Genomic DNA, 17,881 nt, shown 5'->3' with positions numbered 1-17,881 from the left:
CATCACATGTGAAAGGAGCATCACCATGCAACAAGAAAGAGATGTAGAGGGGACCTGGCAGGCCATCGACGAACTCCAGTTTGACCAGATGAAGGCAAAGCTGCTGCACCGGAAGGAGAGCGGCTGGACGCTCGCGACGCTGATGCGAGCCGAGCAGGGCTATCGGCAATTTCTGAAGCTGTCGGCGAAATACCCGAGCGTCGCGGTCGTGCCGGGCGAGGAGGTGGATCAGTTCTGGCACGCGCACATTCTCGACACGCGGCGCTATGCCGCCGATTGCGAGCGTCTGTTTGGCTATGTGCTGCACCACAATCCTTATGTGGGCATCGATGGCGCGGAGGATGAAGCGCATCTGCTGGAACTGGCGGGGGCGACGAGCGAACTGATGGCGCGCGAGTTCGGCACGGCGCTGGCGGTGCAAGCGCCTGCTTATTGTGCGGTCACGCCGGGGGCGGAAGCGAAGCCTGCTTACTGTGCGGTCACGCCGGGGGCGGAAGCCAAACCTGCTTACTGTGCGGTCACGCCAGGCGCAGAAGCGAAGCCTGCCTACTGTGCAGTCACGCCGGGTGCAGAAGCCAAACCTGCGTACTGTGCGGTCACGCCTAGCGCAGAAGCCAAACCTGCGTACTGTGCGGTCACGCCTAGTGCGGAAGCCAAACCTGCGTACTGCGCAATCACGCCGGGTGCGGAAGCCAAACCTGCGTACTGTGCGGTCACGCCTAGTGCGGAAGCCAAACCTGCGTACTGCGCAATCACGCCTGGTGCGGAGGCCAAACCTGCGTACTGCGCAATCACGCCTGGCGCAGAAGCCAAACCTGCGTATTGTGCGGTCACGCCAGGCGCGGAAGCGAAACCTGCGTACTGCGCAATCACGCCAGGCGCAGAAGCGAAGCCTGCGTACTGCGCGATCACGCCAGGCGCGGAAGCAAAGCCTGCTTACTGCGCGGTCACGCCGGGTGCGGAAGCGAAGCCTGCTTACTGTGCGATCACGCCAGGCGCGGAAGCGAAGCCCGCCTACTGTGCAGTCACGCCAGGCGCGCAAGCCAACCCCGCCTACTGTGCCGTCACCCCGACGCATCTTGCGCGCCCAGCACGCGCTTCGGATGTCGCAAGACGCGCATGACAGCTTGCGCTGCGGGCATGCGATCGCCCGTGTCACGACGACACGGGCGATCGATCCAATGTACAAGCCATTCAGAACAAGCCGTGAACGAGCCGGTAGCGCACGCGCCCCATGTACTCGCGATACGTGATGTCGTTAGAAAGCAATTGCTCTTCCTTCACGATCCTCACGACTTGAAGCGTCCATTGCGCGATAACGACGAGAAGATTGCGAACGCCGAAGTTCGCGGCAAGAAAGCCGATGTCCGTGATCAGATACCCCAGATACATCGGATGGCGAACGAGGCGATACGGTCCATTGATAATGACGCCCCGATTGGCGGGCAAAAGACCAAACGAACGTCGTAGCGACCACTTCGCATAGATCTGAACGAGAACGCCCACCACCTGCAAGGCGGCGGCCAGCGCTTCAGGAACCAGTCTGATGCCAGGCGTTATCTGAAAGGCGAGAAAGTAAAACGTCGCGCACAGGGTCGCGCCGAGACTGAGCGGCCTCCAATCCCGCTCGCGCGGCACGCGGGCAAACACGGCGAGGCCGACCGTCAACACCTCCGCGAAGGCGAACACCAGCAGCGTGACCCTCGACGTGTCCATCACGTATTGGTGAACGGTCATGGCGACGAATAGGCCGAGCAGCGGTACGGTCAGAATTCGCACGCCGACCTCGACCGCGAGTTGCGCGCGGGTCAGAGCGGGGCGGTTGGAAAGAGCTTGCGTCATCGCGCGAGACGCGGCGCGACATACGCCCCGTAGAGACTGTTTTGTGGCGAGCCGGAAGACACGTTGACCCTCGTGATGAGATGACCCTGAATGTAGTTGTTGCCGCCCGCGCTGACCGCGGAATCGATATGAAAAGCGGCGAAGCCGAGGATCGTGGCGTTCGACGTCGCCACTTGCTGAACGACCGGAAGCAGCACGTCGATGTTGGGCAGCACCGAACTGTAAATCGTCGTCTTGACGCCGGGCTGAATCCAGATGGACGCACCGATGCTCAATTGCGCGGGGTTCCCGTTGGCCATGAATCCACGCACCGTCGGCACGTCGTTCGCGTTGGTCTGGAACGAGGTCCATTGCCCAGGAAGGCAACCTCCGTAGGACGTGCCGTTGGTGATCTGAAACGTATAGGCCTGCCCGGTCGACGGGTCGATCTTCGGCGATCCGGTCTGCGTATTCCAGTACTGGTCGAAAATACATTTGGCGAGGGCCACCGGGTACAACGCGCCGGTGGCGACAAAACCCGGTGCGGATACCACGGCCACCGCGGTCGCCGTCACGGGGGTGTCGTTCACGCCGAAAAGCGGCGCGAACAGAAAGACCAGTGAGCCGCCGTTCAATCCTGTCGCGCGCGAAACAGTGACTTGCACGCCGGGGCTATCGTAGGCGCCGGGCGTGATTGCCGCCGATTGCATACTGGCCGGAGAGCCCGTCAAATTCCAGAAACCGCTTTGCACCGTCGCGGCTGTCAAGGTCGATCCCCCCGAGGCATTGAGCTGAACGGCGCTTGCAGCGCTCGCGTTCGCGGCGCTCCAGTTGGCGGTCGAATTCAGGTTCCCGGTAAACAACGAACGCGCGCCCGCGATGGCGGCGGCATCCGCCGCGGTCTGCAACTCACTGGAGGCGAGATAGTAGCGGCCGATATCCACCGAGAATGCCGAGAACGCCAGCGCCATCAGCACGAAGGAAACGAAGACGAAGCTCATCGTCCCGCGCTGGCGTCGATAGCGTGCATGCGTGCCGGTCAAACGCGTGTTGACCACGTCGTGTTTCAGGCGGAGTTCCTCGCGCTCGGCAAGCATGGGCGCCGTCATGGTCTACTCGTAAATCATGACGGCGGTGGCGTTCAGAACGACGGGGCTGGCCAACGCGCTAAACGCCGAGCCGAGCAGCAGCCCCTGGTACGTGTATGAAACCGCGACCTGGAGCGAGCCGCCGGGGGTCGTGCCGTTCGACTGCGTCACCGTCACGGTCGGCGCAGTCGCGGCTCCGCCGGTGACGAGGTTGTTCTGCGCGTAGGTGGTCGTGATGGCCGCGATCTGCGTGGTGGTCAGCGGCGGCACCTGGAGCACCGTGCCGGCTCTCGCGCCCGCGCGAGCCGCGTTCGTCAGGATCGCGTCGTTATAGAAGATCAGATTGACGTCGATGATCCCCACCAGAATCATGATCAGAAACGGCAGCAGAATCGCGAACTCGATCGCCGCCGATCCCCGGCTCGCGCGTGGTCCACAGCTTGCACGGTTGGCGTGAGGCATCGGCATTGCGGTTTTCATCGGGCAGTGATGGCGGGCGTCGTGCCTGACGTGGTGTCGCCCGAGGTCGCGGCCGATCTCTTCGACGCCGGCAGCATCGACGCAGGCGGCGTCATCCGGTTGCGTTGAATTTCATAGAAGCGAAGGTTGTCCTGCACGGAGGCCTTCGGCAGATCCTGTCCGAGGATCGCCGCCGCCGCTTCCGAATTGCCAAGCAGGCCGTAGGCGAGCGCGAGATCCTGGCGCGCCTGGGGCGGCGCACCGGGATAGCGCGTCACGTCGAGCAACACGTTCGCGCCGTCGCGTGGATTGCCGTTGAGCGTCAGCGACAATCCGAGGTTGATGCTCAGGCCCGGATCGCCGGGATTGGCCTTGAGCGCCTGCCTCAGCACGGCCTGCGCCGCGACGTGATCGCCCTTCAGATCAAGCGCCGCGCCGAGGCCCGCGGACGCGAGCGGTGCATCGGGGGTCAGCGCCAGCACCTGGCGATAGAGGGAGATCGCATCGTCGAAGCGCCGCTGATGAATCGCCACGCGCGCGATGCCGATCATCGGCGCAATCGCGTTGGCGTCGACCTGCCTGGCCCGCTCGTAGTGGACCGCCGCGCGCGTGAAGTCGCCGACCGCGTAAAGCGTGTCGCCCAGGCCCGTCAGACCCGCAACCGAGCGAGGATCGGCGGCCACGACCTTTTCGTAGAGCGTCGTGGCGAGTTCCACGTTGCCCGAGTCGAGCGCCGTCTCGGCGATGCGAAGCTCGCTCATCCTGTCGGGCATCGTATTGCGGGGCAGCGTGTGCGCTTCCGAGACACGATACGTCGTCGTGCAAGCGCCTGCCGCGAGCAGCGCGGCGGCGCAGCAGCAAGCGAGGCCAACAAGGCCAACGCGCCGCGCAAAGCGCGGCATCGCGAAGCCATGCGTCGGAACGGCACGCAGGCCAGGAAGGGCACGAGGGGCACGAACGGAAATTCGCAATTCGACGGTTTTCATTGTTTGGCGAAGAATTCGAGAATTTGAATGATTGCCGGGCCGGCTGCGATGACGACGACCGCCGGCAGAATGAACAGCATCATCGGCAGCACCATTTTCGGGGCGAGCTTGGCGGCTTTTTCCTCCAGCGAAACGATATGAGCCAGCCGCTCGGTGCGCGACAAGGTTCGCAGCGCCTGCGTGATCGGCGTGCCATAGCGCATGGATTGCGTGAGCGTGGAAATCAGCGCGCGAATGGCGGGCAGGTCGATCCGCTGCGCGAGCCCATTCAGCGCACGCGTGCTGTCGCCGGATAGTTTCAGCTCGTCGGCGGTCAGCGAAAACTCGTCCGAAAGCGGCGGGCAGATGGAAGCGAGTTCGTCCGCGACCCGGCGAATGCTCACCGCCAAACTGTTCCCCGCGTTCGTGCAGATGACCAGCAGGTCGAGCGCGTCGGGCAAGCAGGCCGCCATGGCGAGGCGGCGCCGCTGCGCGCGCAACGCGAGCACGTATTCCGGAACGATCATCCCGACGATGAACACGAACACCATCAGAATGCCGCGAGCGGCAGGATAGCGGCCGACGAACGCGATGTGCGAGCCCAGCATGACCGCGAGCGTCGCACACACAATGCCGAACAGGAACTTGATCGCGACCAGAATGGGCACCGCATGTTTGCCGCGGTAACCGCCGCGCACCATCTGCCGCCCGAGTTCCGCGCGATACTTCGCGTCGAACAGCGGCAGCCGGTCCCCCAGCGTCGCGAGGCGCCGCAGCAGACGCGCGCGCAGACCGGCACCGTCGTCATCCATGCCGGCGGGCGAACTGTGCGGGCGCAGGCTGAGAGCCGCCTCGCGCACCCGTTCGGCGATCCTGCCGCGCCTGCCGCCGCGCTTGGCGGCCCACCATAACGCGAGCGTGCCGAACAACGCCACGAGCATCAGAAGGTCGAGCAGTGTCTCTATGCTGGCGTCGCTCATCGGGAGGTATTGAGTTTGGACATCCTGTTGATCACCGCGATGCCGAGCACCACCGAGATCGACGCGAACGTCAGCAGCTTCTGCCCGGCGGGTCTGTCGAACAGCACCATGACGTAAGAGCGATTCAGACCGTACAAGGCAAGCATGATGACCACCGGAATGGCGGCCAGAATCCTCGTCGTGATGCGCGCTTCCGCGGTCAGCGCCTTCGTTTTCAGACGGACCTCGCCGCGCGTGCGAACAATGGCGGCCAGGTTTTCGAGCGTTTCCCCGAGTTGGCCGCCGGTTTCACGCTGCAGCAGCAGGCATACGCAAAAGAAAGAGAAATCGGTGACTTCGATCCGGCGCATTGCCACGGCCAGCACTTCCTCGAGATCGATTCCAAGCTGCAACGCGTCGCCCATCAAGCGGAATTCATGACGCAGCGGCTCGGGACATTCGTCGGCGGCCGCGCGGATGACGTGGGTGACGGGTACGCCCGCGCGCACCGCGCGCACGATCATGTCGAGCAGGTCCGGGAAGCCATTGAGGAAGCGTCGCCGGAAGCGGGCGACGAGGAAACGATAGGCTTGCACCGCGGCAAAGAGAGGGAGCGCCGGCAGCAGAAGCACTTTGACCAAGCCGGGAAGCGGCATGAAACGCGTCATGGCGAGCGCAAGGAGTGCGCCCGCGATCGCCGCGCCGATCACGACGCGAAGACCGTTCGCGCCGGCCACCGTTCTCAGGCGGGCGATCCTCGGCCTGAGCCAGCGGCTGATCGCGTTGCCGTGCCGGTTCAGCTTGAAGAGGTTCGCGTCGACACCGCTTTGAGCGGGCGCGGGTGCGCCGTCCTCGATCGAGAAAGACCGCAGCATGCGCGATCTGATCCTGGCGCCGGGCTGCTTGCTTCGCAGATCCTGCGCGGTCAGCGCCATCAGTCCAAGCACCAGCGCGCAAGCGAACGAGGCGAGCGTGACGAGGTCGATCGTCGTCATGGGCGCATGGCCTCCAGCAGTGCTTCTTCCACACCGTAATAGGCGGCGCGCTCGGAAAACGCGGGTCTGAGCGCGGCCGTTTCGAAGACGCCCTTGACCTCTTCGTTATAAGCGCTCGCGTCGTAGCGGAAGGTGAAGAGATCCTGGGTGATGATGACGTCGCCTTCCATGCCGACGAGTTCGGTGATGCGCGTCACGCGCCGCACGCCGTCGCGCATCCGCTCGATCTGCACGAACAGATGAACCGCGCTCGCGATTTGCCGGCGAATCGACATCAGCGGCAGATTGGCGTTCGCCATCATGACCATGCTCTCCAGCCGGGTGATCGCGTCGCGCGGCGTGTTCGCGTGAATCGTCGTCATCGAGCCGTCGTGGCCGGTGTTCATCGCCTGCAGCACGTCGAACGCCTCGGGACCGCGCGTTTCGCCGAGGATGATGCGGTCCGGCCGCATCCGCAGCGCGTTGCGCACCAGATCGCGCTGGGCGACGCCGCCGAGACCCTCGGCGTTTTCAGGGCGCGTTTCGAGGCTGACGACATGCGGCTGCTGAAGCTGAAGTTCGGCCGCATCTTCGATCGTGATGACGCGTTCGCCATTGCCGATGAAATGGGATAGCGCATTCAGCAAGGTGGTCTTGCCGGAGCCGGTGCCGCCCGACACGATGACGTTGAGGCGGCACGTGCTGGCGAGCTTGAGCACGTTGCTCATCTGCGCCGACATGTTGCCCTGCTGCGCCATCCGGTGCAGCGTGATGTTGCGCTTCGAGAACTTGCGGATCGCGATACAGGCGCCGTGAATCGCTAGCGGCGGCAGGATGACGTTGACCCGGCTGCCGTCGGCGAGACGCGCATCCACCATCGGACTGCTTTCGTCGACCCGCCGGCCCACGCCGGCCGCGATGCGCTGCGCGACGCTGACGACGTGCGCGTTGTCGCGAAACTTGTACGGCGTCAGTTCGAGCCGGCCATGACGCTCGACGTAGATCTGATCGGGACCGTTGACGAGCACGTCGGTCACACTGTCGTCCGCGAGCAGCGGCTCGATCGGACCCACGCCGAACATGTCGTTCAGCAGTTCGCTGACGATCTGGATCTGCTCCGAAATCGTGACGTTCAGCCGCTCGTGCGCCGCGATCTCCAGCACGAGCTGTTCGACGCCGGGCTTCATCTGCTCGCGAGTCTTGCCGACCGCGGCCGACGCGTTCATCGAATTGAACACGCCGCTGCGGATGGTCTTGAACAGTTCCGAGCGGACCAAGGCTTCGTTGCCCTGCGGTAACGCGGCGCGTCCCGGCAAAGCGGTGACCGTACCGCTGGCCGCGACGGGAGGCGACGCGGCGGCCGGCGCAGCCGGATTGTCGCGCGGCGCGGCCACGTCTGGGGAAGGAGGCTGCTTTTGCCCGAACATCAGCGTTTCCTTATTCCGAGCTTCTGGAGGAACGTGCGCTCGACGGCGACGTGCTGGCCGGTGAGGTCGCTGCCGATACGCGTGATCGCCTGATTGAAACCGTTGGCCGTTTTTTCGTCGGGCGCCTCGCCGAGGTTCTCGGCCAGCGAGATCGCCCTGGTTTCGAACGGGACTTCATGCAACGCGGGGCGACCCACCGCCGCCGCGAAATCGACGGGCTGCACCTTGCCCGCGGTCGCGGCGTTGGGGTTATTGAGCAGCAGCGAAGCCGCGGGATTGTTGTCGCGGTCCTCGATGTAGCGCAACAGGCGCAGCGTCTCGCGCGCGGAATGCACCGAGCGGTCCGCCACCAGATAGGCGCGCGATGCGTGGTCGAACGCTTCGCCCGCCAGCGGATCGGCCCGGTTGCCCGCGTCGAGCATGACGTAGTGGAAACTGTCGCGTAGCACTTCGAGCACGCGCTTGAGCGCTCCCGCCTGGAACGGCCGCGGCGCGCCGTAGTCGAGTTCGGAGGAGAGAACGAACAGGCGGCTTCCCTTCGCGACGAGCGTCCTTTCCACATACTGCGGATCGAGCCGATGCACGTTCTGCAACACGTCGGTCAGGCCGTTGTTGCTCTGCAAGCCCAGCATGCTGTTGGCCGCGCCGCCATACACGTTGAGGTCGACATAAGCGACCCGGCGATGCGTGTCCTCGGCCAGATGGCGGGCGAGATTCAGGGCGATGGTCGTGACGCCGACGCCGCCCCGCGAGCCGACGAACGCGATCGTCTTGCCGGCGCGAGTCTGCACGACGGGATTGATCTTGCCCTCGGTTGCACTGACGGTCCGGTTGAGCAGTTCGACGGTCAGCGGCTTGACGAGATAGTCACGCACGCCGAGCTTGAGCAAACTGCGAAAGAGCCCGACGTCGTTGCGCTCACCGAGCGCGACGACCTGCACCGACGGTTCGCACACTTCGGCGAGCCGCGCCAGATCCGAGAGCGGCATCGCGGAGCCATGCAGGTCGATCAGCAGAAACAAAGGCGAGCGTTCGATCTTCGAGAGATAGGCAATCGCGTCGTGAATGTCGCCGATCGCCACGTGCGCATGCGGCATCGCCTGCTCGAGCACATAGTCTTTCAGCACCTGTTCCGTGGCGTGATCCGCGACGAACGCGATGAAGTCGACGAGCCGAGCCGCCGTCGCGCTTTTCCGAAAACTGAAGTCTGTGCTCATGGTCGCCTTCGGTGAATGTCTCGCGCGTCAACGCGGATCGCGCGTCGTCGTCTTGTCGAGCGGTGTCACGCGTTCAGTCTGATAGCGATGCACCGCGCTCGCCGCCACGGCGGCATCGGCGGGTCCGAGCGATTCGGGTTTGACGATGTCCCGAGGATGGGCGAGCTGCGCCGCGAGATTCGTGTAGGTCGCGCAGCCCCATGCCATGTCGGGACGCCTCCAGCCGGCGTCGGTCAGCACCGATGGGCGAGCCAGGCTGGCGCAATCGGGCGGCAAGGCGAGGTGGCCGTCGAACGGGATGATCGACGCGTCGGGCATCGTTCTCGGCGGCTTGACGCAGCCACCGACGCCGGCCGTCGTAATGCAGGCAAGCGTGAGCGCGACAAGGCGGGTAAAGCGAAGAAGGCGTGCGGAAATCATGGCGGCTCCGCTCAGTAGACATACCCGGCCGCGCCGACGAGGCGCGGTTGTCCGGATGGGGCAGGCGCATCGCCGGACTCGCGCCTGAAGCTGTACTCGATGTCGCTGCTCGGCGACATCAGCGCGTCGAGTGGCGTGCGAAGCCGGGCGGGATCGGTCGGCTCGACCAGATAGGGCGTCACGATGATGACGAGCTCGGTCTTGTTGTTCTGGTAATTGGTCGACGAGAACAGCTTGCCCAGAATCGGAATCGATCCGAGGCCCGGCACCTGCGAAATGATGTCGGTGGTGTTGGTCTGCAATAAACCGCCGATCGCGAAGCTTTGGCCGCTCGCGAGTTCGACGGTGGTGTCGGCGCGGCGCACGCTCAACCCCGGCACCGTAATGCCATTGGTGGTGACGCTCGCGGTCGCGTCGATCTGGCTGACTTCGGGGCGCACTTTCAGGCTGATGCGGCGTTCGTTCATGACGGTCGGCGTGAAATCGAGTTTGACGCCGAACTGCTTGTAGTCCACGGTGACCGCGCCGTTGATCTGCGCCACCGGAATGGGAAACTCGCCGCCGGCGAGGAAACTGGCGGTCTGTCCCGACATCGCCACGAGATTGGGCTCGGCAAGAACCGTCAGCAAGCCTTCCTGATTCAGTGCGTCGACGAGTACCTGGATGTTGGCGTTGCCAGTCCTGAACTGGCCAAAGATCGAGTAGGCGTTGTTCGAAGGCAGATTGATCGGATAAGACGTACCGGACGGGCCGACGATCGGCTGGGCCAGGTTAAAGATCTGGCGGCCGCCGAAGATACCGCCCGTGAAATTTCCCACCACCGAGCCGAGTGCCGCCCAATTGATCCCCAACTGCTGCGTGACGTTCCGATCCACTTCCGTGATGCGAACCCGCAACTGCACCTGGAGCGGCCGGTCGATCGTGATGCGGTTGACGAGCACTTCCTTGTCGGCCAGATAGGGCGTAAGGGTCTGCACCACGGCGTCGGCGTCGGAAGCCGATGCCGCCTGGCCTGACACCAGCAGCGAGCCGGGACCGGCTGTCAGTTGCAGGCGCATGGCCGGAAAGCGCGCCGCGACGGCGCGTCGGAGCGCATCCGTGTCGCGGCTGACGACCACCGTCTGTTGAAGCAAGGTCCGGTTGTCCGCGCCGAGCACATACAGCGTCGTCGTGCCGGCCTTCTTGCCCAGCACGAAGACCGCTTTCGGCGACGGCGCGTGAACGTCAGCGATCGTGGGATCGGCGACGAACACCGAACTCGCGTTCTCGTTCAGACGCACGAGGGTGCCCTTGCCGGCGTCGATGGCCAAGGTTCCCGCTGAACCGCCAGGCGCGCTCGCGAGCGGCGCGTCAGGCCCGGGCAGCGCCGCGCGAGCCGGCGCCGCCTGCGCGTGGACCGCGAGCGCCGTGGCCCAGCTAATCACCGCGCAAGCCGTGAGCTTCGAACCGATGCGACCCGGACTGAACTGCTTCGTCATGGCGTTCCATCCCCGCGACTGGACGCTGTTTAGGCCCTCCGCGCGCGTCAAAGCGGCGCGCGCAGAGACGGCACTGGCGGTACGTTGTTTCCTGCGCTACCGCTTGACTGGGCGACGCTCGATAGCGCGTCGCTCCTCTCGGAACCTCGGTATATCGTCACGGTGGGCGGCGCAGCCGGTCCGGAACTCGTGCTCGCACTGGTGCTGGTGCCTTGCGGGGCGTGCGCTCGCGGCAGATCGCGCACGGCGCGTGAAATGTCGCCGGCCCAGACGGGCGGCGGTGGCGAGTCGGCCGACGCCGACGCGGCGGGATTGCGGGTCACGGTCGCGAAGCTGCGCAAGGCAAGCGACAGACTGCCGAGGCGCGCGGCGACGGCAACGACTTCGCCCATGCGCGGCGTGACTTCCAGCGTGACAGTGCGGGCGCGATTGGTGGCGTCGGCGGCCTCGCCGTTCTTCGGACGCTGTATCTCCGAACCCACCGCGAGCACCCGAACGCGCTCGACGACGGTTTCGCTCGACACCGCGAGTTCGGGCGAGTCGGTTCGACGGTCCATCTGCTGCGTGAGCAGCAGGTCGACGTAATCGCCTGGCTGGATCAGTCCGGCGTTACCGGAGACATCGTCGACGGCGACCGACACCGCGCGCATTTCCGGTTTGAGCGTGGCGGCGAGAAAGCCGGGGGCGCCCGGCAGGATGACGTCGTCGGCGACGATCAGCGCGCCGCTCGCTATACCGTGACGCAAAAGCGCGCCCTTCAGTTCGACCGCGCCGGATGCGCCCTGGACGATCGCATTCAGCGGAACATCGGCGACGGGTATCGGCTTCCAGATCATGTCCTCGTCGCGCAGAAGCAGACCCTGCGGAAGATCCGCCGCGCTGATACGAACTTTTTCGGTGCTGGCCTCGGGCGCGGACGGACGCGACAAGCCGGCGACCACGGCCCGGACGATCAGGGCGATCAGAATGGCGCCGAGGACCAGCAAACCGATTTTGATGACGTTGGACATGAGGGCGCTGTCCTACCGCATCGCAAGCAAAGGCAACGCGATGACCGACCCGCCGCCGAGCGCCAGCGCGACACCGTAGGGCACGCCGCGCGTGCCAGAAAACATCGCGAGGGCACGCAGCGGGGGAAAGCGCTGTTCGGCAGCCATGTGACGTGTGGCGAGACTGACGAGGGAAACGCCCAGTCCGATCACCGAGACGATGGCGAGGGCAGGCAAGGCGAGACTGGGGCCCGTCCACAGGAAAACGGCGCAGGCCAGTTTTGCATCGCCCCCGCCCAGCATTTTTGCGGCGAACAAGGCCGCGCAGATCACCAGAACGGCAAGCGCCAGCAGCAGATGCGCAAGCACGTCGTGAATGGGCAGGCGGATGACGAGAGCGTCGATGAAAAACAGCGCGGCGATCAGGAGGGTCGCCCTGGTTGGCAATCGCCGCCAACGCACGTCGAAAATGGCGAGCCGCAGCAGCGCGCAAAGTACGGTGACGCGGATGATGGCAGAGAGTAGCGACACAATCAGCGCGCTCCGTGGAACGTTCGATAAAGGAGGTTCGATAAACGGCCGTATCGAACCTCCCGGCCGCGCAACATCACGCTTTGTTCTGCGAGGTCGTGACTTGCGTGAAGAGGTTGGTGAACATCGCGCCGATGTTGGTGTTGAAGCCCACGGCCATCGCACCCAATGCGATCACGACGATGCCGGCCAGAACCGCGTATTCCATGGCGCTGACACCACGCTCGTCGCGAACGAATGCCTTCAGAAAGGTTTGCATTTTTGGCTCCCGTAACAAAGTGGCGAAGGGTGGACCCAATGAATGAATAACCAACCCGGCACCGAATATCATTTCCGCATCGAAATTACCGATTACTTTCGGTAAATAGCGATATGGCTGTGGTGTTAAAAGAGAAAAGGGCGGTTGTCGGATCGGGGGAAACCCTGCGACATAGATTTAGCCTCCTGGTTTGTCATGGGTTGAAGGTCCTTGCAGGTTGCATCCCTCGGTAACCGCTATAAAAGACCGCATGCCTCGCTGCATTGTCAATGGCGGATCCAGCCACGACGACTCCGCACCGGCTTGTTGTTTTTCTTATGGTAAGACAATTCATGTAAAAACCAATAGGGAAAACGCATAACATTTCTTTCAAGGCGGTACGGAATACCCTTAAGCCCGCCATTCGCTGCAAGGCGATTGAATGCTGGAAAAACAAATGGCGGAATTGGCCACAATGCATGGCTGAACCGGTAGAATCTCCGGCGTTTTACGATGCCCGGATCTCCAGCAAGCTGAGATCCGCATAACCGGATTTCCTGGCTATCTCAAGGCATGGTGCGGACCGTAACAAGCAACAACGGGGGAAGTGTGGGCCTGGGCAACCGACTCTGGCGCGGCCATCTGGCGCCGCATGCGATTATCGCGGGCGGCATCTTCATTACGCTGGTCATGATCTCGCTGTGCGCGACGGTGCTGTACGACGCGCGCCTCGATGCGATGGACCGCGCCCGTGACACGTCGCGAAACCTCGCGCTCATCGCCCAGCGCGATATCGAGCGGAATTTCGAACTGTGCGCGTTGTCGCTGCAGGCGGTCGTCGACGGCATGCGCGATCCGGCGGTGCTGGCACTGCCGCCGCGCCTGCGCAGACAAGTGTTGTTCGACCGCGCCGCGACCGCGAAATACCTGGGCTCGATGCTGGTGCTGGACGCGTCCGGCAACATCGTCGTCGACTCCGCCGGCGATGTGCCGCGCCAGGGTAATTTCTCGGACCGGAAGTATTTCATCGTCCAGCGTGACAGCCCGAACGCGGGTCTCTATATCAGCGATCCGTTTAGCTCGCGGCTGCGCAACGGCTCGCCGAGCATTGCGCTGAGCCGGCGGCTTTCACATCCCGACGGCTCGTTCGCGGGAATCGTGCTGATCGCGATGAACCTCGAGTATTTCCATACGCTGTTTGCCGGGCTGTCGCTCGGGCCGCATGGCGCCGTGTCCCTGATCGGTCGCAACGGCATCATGATCATGCGACAGCCGTACGACGTGCGCACGATCGGGCGCGACATCGGCAAGGCGGCCACCTTCCGGCGCTTCCGCACCGCGGCGGAAGGCAGTTTTTCCGAAACCGCGTCGATCGACGGCGTGCGCCGCCTGTACTACTTCAGGAATTTCCCCGACCTGCCGCTGATCATCATGGTGGCAGAGGCCGAGCAGGACATTTATGCGGGCTGGCGGCGGCGCGCAACCACCATCGGCTCGCTGATGATCGCCTTCGCGCTGGCGTTCGTCGCGCTCGCGTTTCTGCTTGGCGCGCAACTGCGCCGCCGGATGCGCGCTGAATCGGAACTCGAACTGCTCGCGAGAACCGACGGCCTCACCGGACTGAACAACCGCCGCACGCTGGGCGAGATTCTCGATCAGGAGTGGCGGCGGGCGCGCCGTACACACAGCATGTTTTCGCTGCTGTTCGTCGACATCGACCGCTTCAAGGCTTACAACGACACCTACGGGCACCAGGCGGGCGACGACGCGCTGGCCGCCGTCGCGCGGTGCATCGGCAACAATATCCGACGACCCGCGGACAGTGCGGCACGCTATGGCGGGGAGGAATTCGTCGTGGTGCTGCCCGATACGCCGCCCGCGGGCGCGGCGCTGATCGCGGAGCAGATCCGCGCGGCGATCAGCGAACTCGCCATCGAGCACGCCGGCAGCGAGTACGGACGCGTGACGGCCAGCATCGGTGCGGCGAGCTGGGCGCCGGAACAGGATAGCGACGTAACCGCGGTGATCAAGGCCGCTGACGAGGCGCTGTATAACGCCAAGGCGACCGGTCGTAATAAGGTTTCGCCGTTCTGGCAGGATAAGAAAGGTTGATGCTGGTTGATGGATTTGGCGGAACAGGTGGCGCGAGCAGGTTGGGCGTTGGCGTTGGATGATGGGAGAGTGGGGAGGTTTATTGCGGTAAAGACCAGGAGAATATTGTCTCGATGGTGTTCGGCTGCGCTACAAGCGTTCGCTGCGGAGTTGGGTTCCAACGCGTGGCAAGTCAAACCATTCGAGAGGTTTCTTGCAACCGGCTATTAAGCGTTGGTGACCGGCAAGCAGTCGCGCGGGAGACCGCGAACCTCGTCGGAGTGGACTGCTCGTGGCAGAGGTGGAGCAGTGGAAATAGGACAAGTTCGCCTCGATTTGCTCGCCAAGGCGAATCTTTATTTCTTCGTGTTCGGAGATAGGAACAGCCGGGAATTCAGCGGATAACGTCCGCAGCCCCATCTCCCGTCTTCCTCAGGCGACCGGCGCAGCGGAGCTTGCCTCAGCGGGCAGCCCATGATCGACGAAGTCGATCGTCAGGTTGCCTTCGGACGAACTGGACAGAACGATCCTCGCGGGCGGGGTTCCGCCTGCCATGCGCGTGAGCAGTTCGCGGGAAACCGCCGGCAGGATGCGCTGGTTCAGGAACGCATCCACATTGCGCGCGCCGGATTCGCGGGCAAGACACAGCCCGGCCATGGCCCCGACGAGTGATTCGTCGCACAGCAGCTCGACCGCGTGCTGCCGAAGCAGGCGTTCGGCGACCTTCGCGAGCTTCAGGCGCACGATGGCGGCAAGCGCCGCTACCTCGAGCGGCCGGTACACCAGGGTCTGGAACCGCGCGAGCAGGGCGGGCTGGAAGTGCGCGACGAGGTCCGGGTGGATGGCGTCGAGCAGCGCCGCCTGCGCGGCATCCGGACTGTCGGTCGTGACTTCGTCAATCCGGGCGCTGCCGAGATTGGACGTCATCAGGATCACGCAGTTGCGGAAGTCGATCTCACGTCCTTCCCCATCGCGCATCGTGCCGCGATCGAACACCTGGTAGAACATGTCCAGCACGTCCCGGTGCGCCTTCTCGACCTCATCGAGCAGCACGACGCTGTACGGACGCTGGCGCACCGCCTCGGTCAGGATCCCGCCCCGGCCGTAACCGACATAGCCCGGTGGCGAGCCCTTGAGCTGCGAAACCGTGTGCGATTCCTGATACTCCGACATGTTGATCGTCGTGAGCGCGGCCTGGCCACCGAAGAGCAGGTCCGCGAGCGCGAGTGCCGTCTCGGTCTTGCCGACGCCGGACGGCCCGGCGAGCTGGAATACGCCGAGTGGCGCGTGCTCGTTCTTCAGGCCCGCCTTCGCGGTACGCAGGCTTTCCGCGAGCGCGGCCAGCGCGTCGTCCTGTGCAACGACGCGCTTCGCGAGCTGGTCTTCAAGCGTGAGCAGACCCTGCAGTTCGTCTTCGAGGAGGTTGCCGACAGGCACGCCGGTCCATTCGGCCACCACACGGGCGATCGCCTGGGCGTCGACATCCGCGAAGATCAGCGGCGTTTTGCCCTGCGCACGCGCAAGCGCCTCGCGCGCCTGCGCCAGTGACGCGGTGTCGCTCGCCGCCGCGGCATCACGCCGTTCGAGCAGCGCCTCGACGAGGCCCAGTTCCTGCCCGTAACGCTGCTCCAGGCTCTCCAGCTCTGCCTTCGCATCGGTCAGCGCGACATCGAGTGCGGCGCGGCGATCTTCCGCGCTTTCGACGCCTGCGCGGGCATCGTCGTCAAGCGTGGCGCACTCCAGTTCCAGTGCGGCGACTGCTGCGCTGGCGCGTTGCAGTTCCGCCGGCGGCGACTCGCGACCCATGCGCACACGGGCTGCGGCTGTGTCGATCAGGTCGACCGCCTTGTCAGGCAGCTGTCGCGCGGGGATGTAGCGACGCGAGAGCCTGACGGCGGCGACCAGCGCCTCGTCACGGATGTGGACGCGATGATACTTCGCGTAGCGCTCCTTCAGACCCCGCAGCATCAGGCAGGCAGCGGCGTCATCAGGCTCCTCGACCTTGATCATCTGGAAGCGGCGTTCGAGCGCGGCATCGCGCTCGAAGTATTCCTTGTATTCGGACCAGGTGGTCGCGGCGATCGTGCGCAGCTCGCCGCGCGCGAGTGCGGGTTTGAGGAGGTTGGCCGCATCAGCGCCGCCGGCGGCATTGCCCGCGCCGATTAGCGTGTGCGCTTCGTCGATGAAAAGCAGGATTGGCACGGTGGATGCCTGCACTTCATCGATCACATTCCTGAGGCGCTGCTCGAATTCGCCCTTCACGCCCGCACCTGCCTGCAGCAGGCCGAGATCGAGCGTGAGAATACGCACGTCACGGATCACGTTCGGCACGGTGCCAGCGGCGACGCGCAGCGCGAGGCCCTCGACGAGCGCGGTCTTGCCGACACCCGGCTCGCCGACGAGGATCGGGTTGTTCTTGCGCCGGCGCGCGAGTACGTCGACCATCTGCTGGATTTCGCGCTCGCGCCCGAATACGGGGTCGATCTTGCCGTCACGCGCTTTCGCTGTGATGTCGATTGCAAAGCGGGCGAGTGCGTCGCCTTCCACGGTGCGCGTGGCTGCCCGTGCGGCTGGCCCCTGCTGCGCGTGTTTAACAGTACTGGTTACCGTCGAGGCGTCGGTCGGGTCCTGGGGGGCTTCCGGCTCTTCCAGCTGGTTCTCGCAGGTGCGCGGCCCAAGGCGCGGCAGCAGCCGTTCAATCTGTGCACTGCTCACCGACAGCAGTTGCCAGGCATTGGCCGTGCGAAGGACATGTGGCGCTTCCACGATGGCCTGCAGGACATGGCCGGAACGGATGGCCGGGTCGCCGCCATCGGCGTGCGTCAACGCGTGCAACCAGGCGTCCTGGAGGACGACGGCCAGCTGCGCGGACAGACTGGGGCGGCCGCGCAGGTTACGGGGCGTGTGGTCGATGGCCCTGAGCAGCGTATCCCAGACGGCATCGATATCCAGTTCATAGTGGTTCATGATGGCCGGGATATCGCTGTCCCTGGCCTCGATCAGCTTGAGCAGCCAGTGCTCGACTGAAATCTCGTCCGCAAGCCGTGTCTGGCACAGGCTTGCCGCGGCCTCGAGCGTTTTCGCGCAGTGTGGATTGAGCCGCTGCAGGAGCTGGCTGGCGTCGCGGAAGGATGCATTTCGGTCGTTATGCACGGTCATGGTCGGGCTTGTCGCACATGGAATGGGGGCGTGCCGGCGCTGGGAGCGCTCGCCCCACGCAGGAA

Annotated in this window: 16 protein-coding genes; 2 read left to right on the top strand and 14 right to left on the bottom strand. The window is 64.4% G+C overall.

Going from position 1 to position 17,881, the window contains the following annotated elements:
• The first annotated feature begins 25 nt into the window (after positions 1 to 25).
• On the top strand, positions 26 to 1,123 hold the full coding sequence (locus ACOCG7_RS07240; RefSeq protein ID WP_421377434.1) for a hypothetical protein: 1,098 nt from the start codon (positions 26 to 28) through the stop codon (positions 1,121 to 1,123).
• A 71-nt stretch (positions 1,124 to 1,194) separates the two neighbouring features.
• Here the strand turns inward: ACOCG7_RS07240 and ACOCG7_RS07235 are convergent, their stop codons facing one another.
• The 13 genes from ACOCG7_RS07235 to ACOCG7_RS07175 all read right to left on the bottom strand — a co-directional run bounded on the left by ACOCG7_RS07235 (position 1,195) and on the right by ACOCG7_RS07175 (position 12,587).
• The gene (locus tag ACOCG7_RS07235; protein ID WP_310120504.1) at positions 1,195 to 1,842 is read right to left on the bottom strand and encodes a methyltransferase family protein; all 648 of its coding nucleotides are present in this window, start codon (positions 1,840 to 1,842) and stop codon (positions 1,195 to 1,197) included.
• Positions 1,839 to 2,930 (bottom strand): TadG family pilus assembly protein, encoded by a 1,092-nt coding sequence (locus ACOCG7_RS07230; protein ID WP_227470530.1) that lies wholly within the window; start codon positions 2,928 to 2,930, stop codon positions 1,839 to 1,841. The genes ACOCG7_RS07235 and ACOCG7_RS07230 overlap by 4 nt, the downstream gene beginning before the upstream one ends.
• Before the next feature lie 3 nt (positions 2,931 to 2,933).
• On the bottom strand, positions 2,934 to 3,377 hold the full coding sequence (locus ACOCG7_RS07225; protein ID WP_421377431.1) for a TadE/TadG family type IV pilus assembly protein: 444 nt from the start codon (positions 3,375 to 3,377) through the stop codon (positions 2,934 to 2,936).
• Positions 3,378 to 3,385: 8 nt separating this feature from the next.
• Positions 3,386 to 4,129: a tetratricopeptide repeat protein gene (locus ACOCG7_RS07220; protein WP_421377429.1), complete on the bottom strand. Its 744-nt coding sequence runs from the start codon at positions 4,127 to 4,129 to the stop codon at positions 3,386 to 3,388.
• 221 nt (positions 4,130 to 4,350) lie between these two features.
• The gene (locus ACOCG7_RS07215; protein WP_421377427.1) at positions 4,351 to 5,313 is read right to left on the bottom strand and encodes a type II secretion system F family protein; all 963 of its coding nucleotides are present in this window, start codon (positions 5,311 to 5,313) and stop codon (positions 4,351 to 4,353) included.
• On the bottom strand, positions 5,310 to 6,287 hold the full coding sequence (locus tag ACOCG7_RS07210) for a type II secretion system F family protein (RefSeq protein WP_421377425.1): 978 nt from the start codon (positions 6,285 to 6,287) through the stop codon (positions 5,310 to 5,312). Before ACOCG7_RS07210 ends, ACOCG7_RS07215 begins: the two co-directional genes overlap by 4 nt.
• Positions 6,284 to 7,693, bottom strand: a complete 1,410-nt coding sequence (locus ACOCG7_RS07205; protein ID WP_154873323.1) for a CpaF family protein — start codon at positions 7,691 to 7,693, stop codon at positions 6,284 to 6,286. The genes ACOCG7_RS07210 and ACOCG7_RS07205 overlap by 4 nt, the downstream gene beginning before the upstream one ends.
• Entirely contained in the window at positions 7,693 to 8,910 is a 1,218-nt protein-coding gene (locus ACOCG7_RS07200; protein WP_421377423.1) for an AAA family ATPase, read from the bottom strand. The genes ACOCG7_RS07205 and ACOCG7_RS07200 overlap by 1 nt, the downstream gene beginning before the upstream one ends.
• A 27-nt stretch (positions 8,911 to 8,937) precedes the next feature.
• Entirely contained in the window at positions 8,938 to 9,330 is a 393-nt protein-coding gene (locus ACOCG7_RS07195; RefSeq protein WP_421377421.1) for a CpaD family pilus assembly lipoprotein, read from the bottom strand.
• Positions 9,331 to 9,341: 11 nt separating this feature from the next.
• Entirely contained in the window at positions 9,342 to 10,808 is a 1,467-nt protein-coding gene (locus tag ACOCG7_RS07190) for a type II and III secretion system protein family protein (RefSeq protein WP_310317493.1), read from the bottom strand.
• Positions 10,809 to 10,855: 47 nt separating this feature from the next.
• Positions 10,856 to 11,818 carry a Flp pilus assembly protein CpaB gene (gene cpaB / locus ACOCG7_RS07185; protein WP_073428308.1) on the bottom strand — a complete coding sequence of 321 codons (963 nt, stop codon included), beginning with the start codon at positions 11,816 to 11,818 and terminating at the stop codon, positions 10,856 to 10,858.
• Between the two features lie 12 nt (positions 11,819 to 11,830).
• Entirely contained in the window at positions 11,831 to 12,328 is a 498-nt protein-coding gene (locus ACOCG7_RS07180) for an A24 family peptidase (RefSeq protein ID WP_421377418.1), read from the bottom strand.
• 76 nt (positions 12,329 to 12,404) lie between these two features.
• On the bottom strand, positions 12,405 to 12,587 hold the full coding sequence (locus ACOCG7_RS07175) for a Flp family type IVb pilin (protein ID WP_073428306.1): 183 nt from the start codon (positions 12,585 to 12,587) through the stop codon (positions 12,405 to 12,407).
• Between the two features lie 552 nt (positions 12,588 to 13,139).
• Between ACOCG7_RS07175 and ACOCG7_RS07170 the strand changes: the two genes are divergently transcribed.
• Positions 13,140 to 14,678 carry a sensor domain-containing diguanylate cyclase gene (locus ACOCG7_RS07170; protein WP_154873329.1) on the top strand — a complete coding sequence of 513 codons (1,539 nt, stop codon included), beginning with the start codon at positions 13,140 to 13,142 and terminating at the stop codon, positions 14,676 to 14,678.
• A 411-nt stretch (positions 14,679 to 15,089) separates the two neighbouring features.
• Here the strand turns inward: ACOCG7_RS07170 and tssH are convergent, their stop codons facing one another.
• Complete coding sequence (tssH, locus tag ACOCG7_RS07165; protein ID WP_421377415.1) at positions 15,090 to 17,816, bottom strand: type VI secretion system ATPase TssH; 2,727 nt, start codon at positions 17,814 to 17,816, stop codon at positions 15,090 to 15,092.
• Positions 17,817 to 17,881: the final 65 nt, after the last annotated feature.

Source organism: Paraburkholderia sp. DD10 (assembly GCF_049177125.1).
In the GTDB taxonomy this organism is placed as follows: Bacteria; Pseudomonadota; Gammaproteobacteria; order Burkholderiales; family Burkholderiaceae; genus Paraburkholderia; species Paraburkholderia terricola.
Note: the sequence above shows the minus strand (reverse complement) of the source record. Positions and strands in the feature narration are given on the sequence as shown.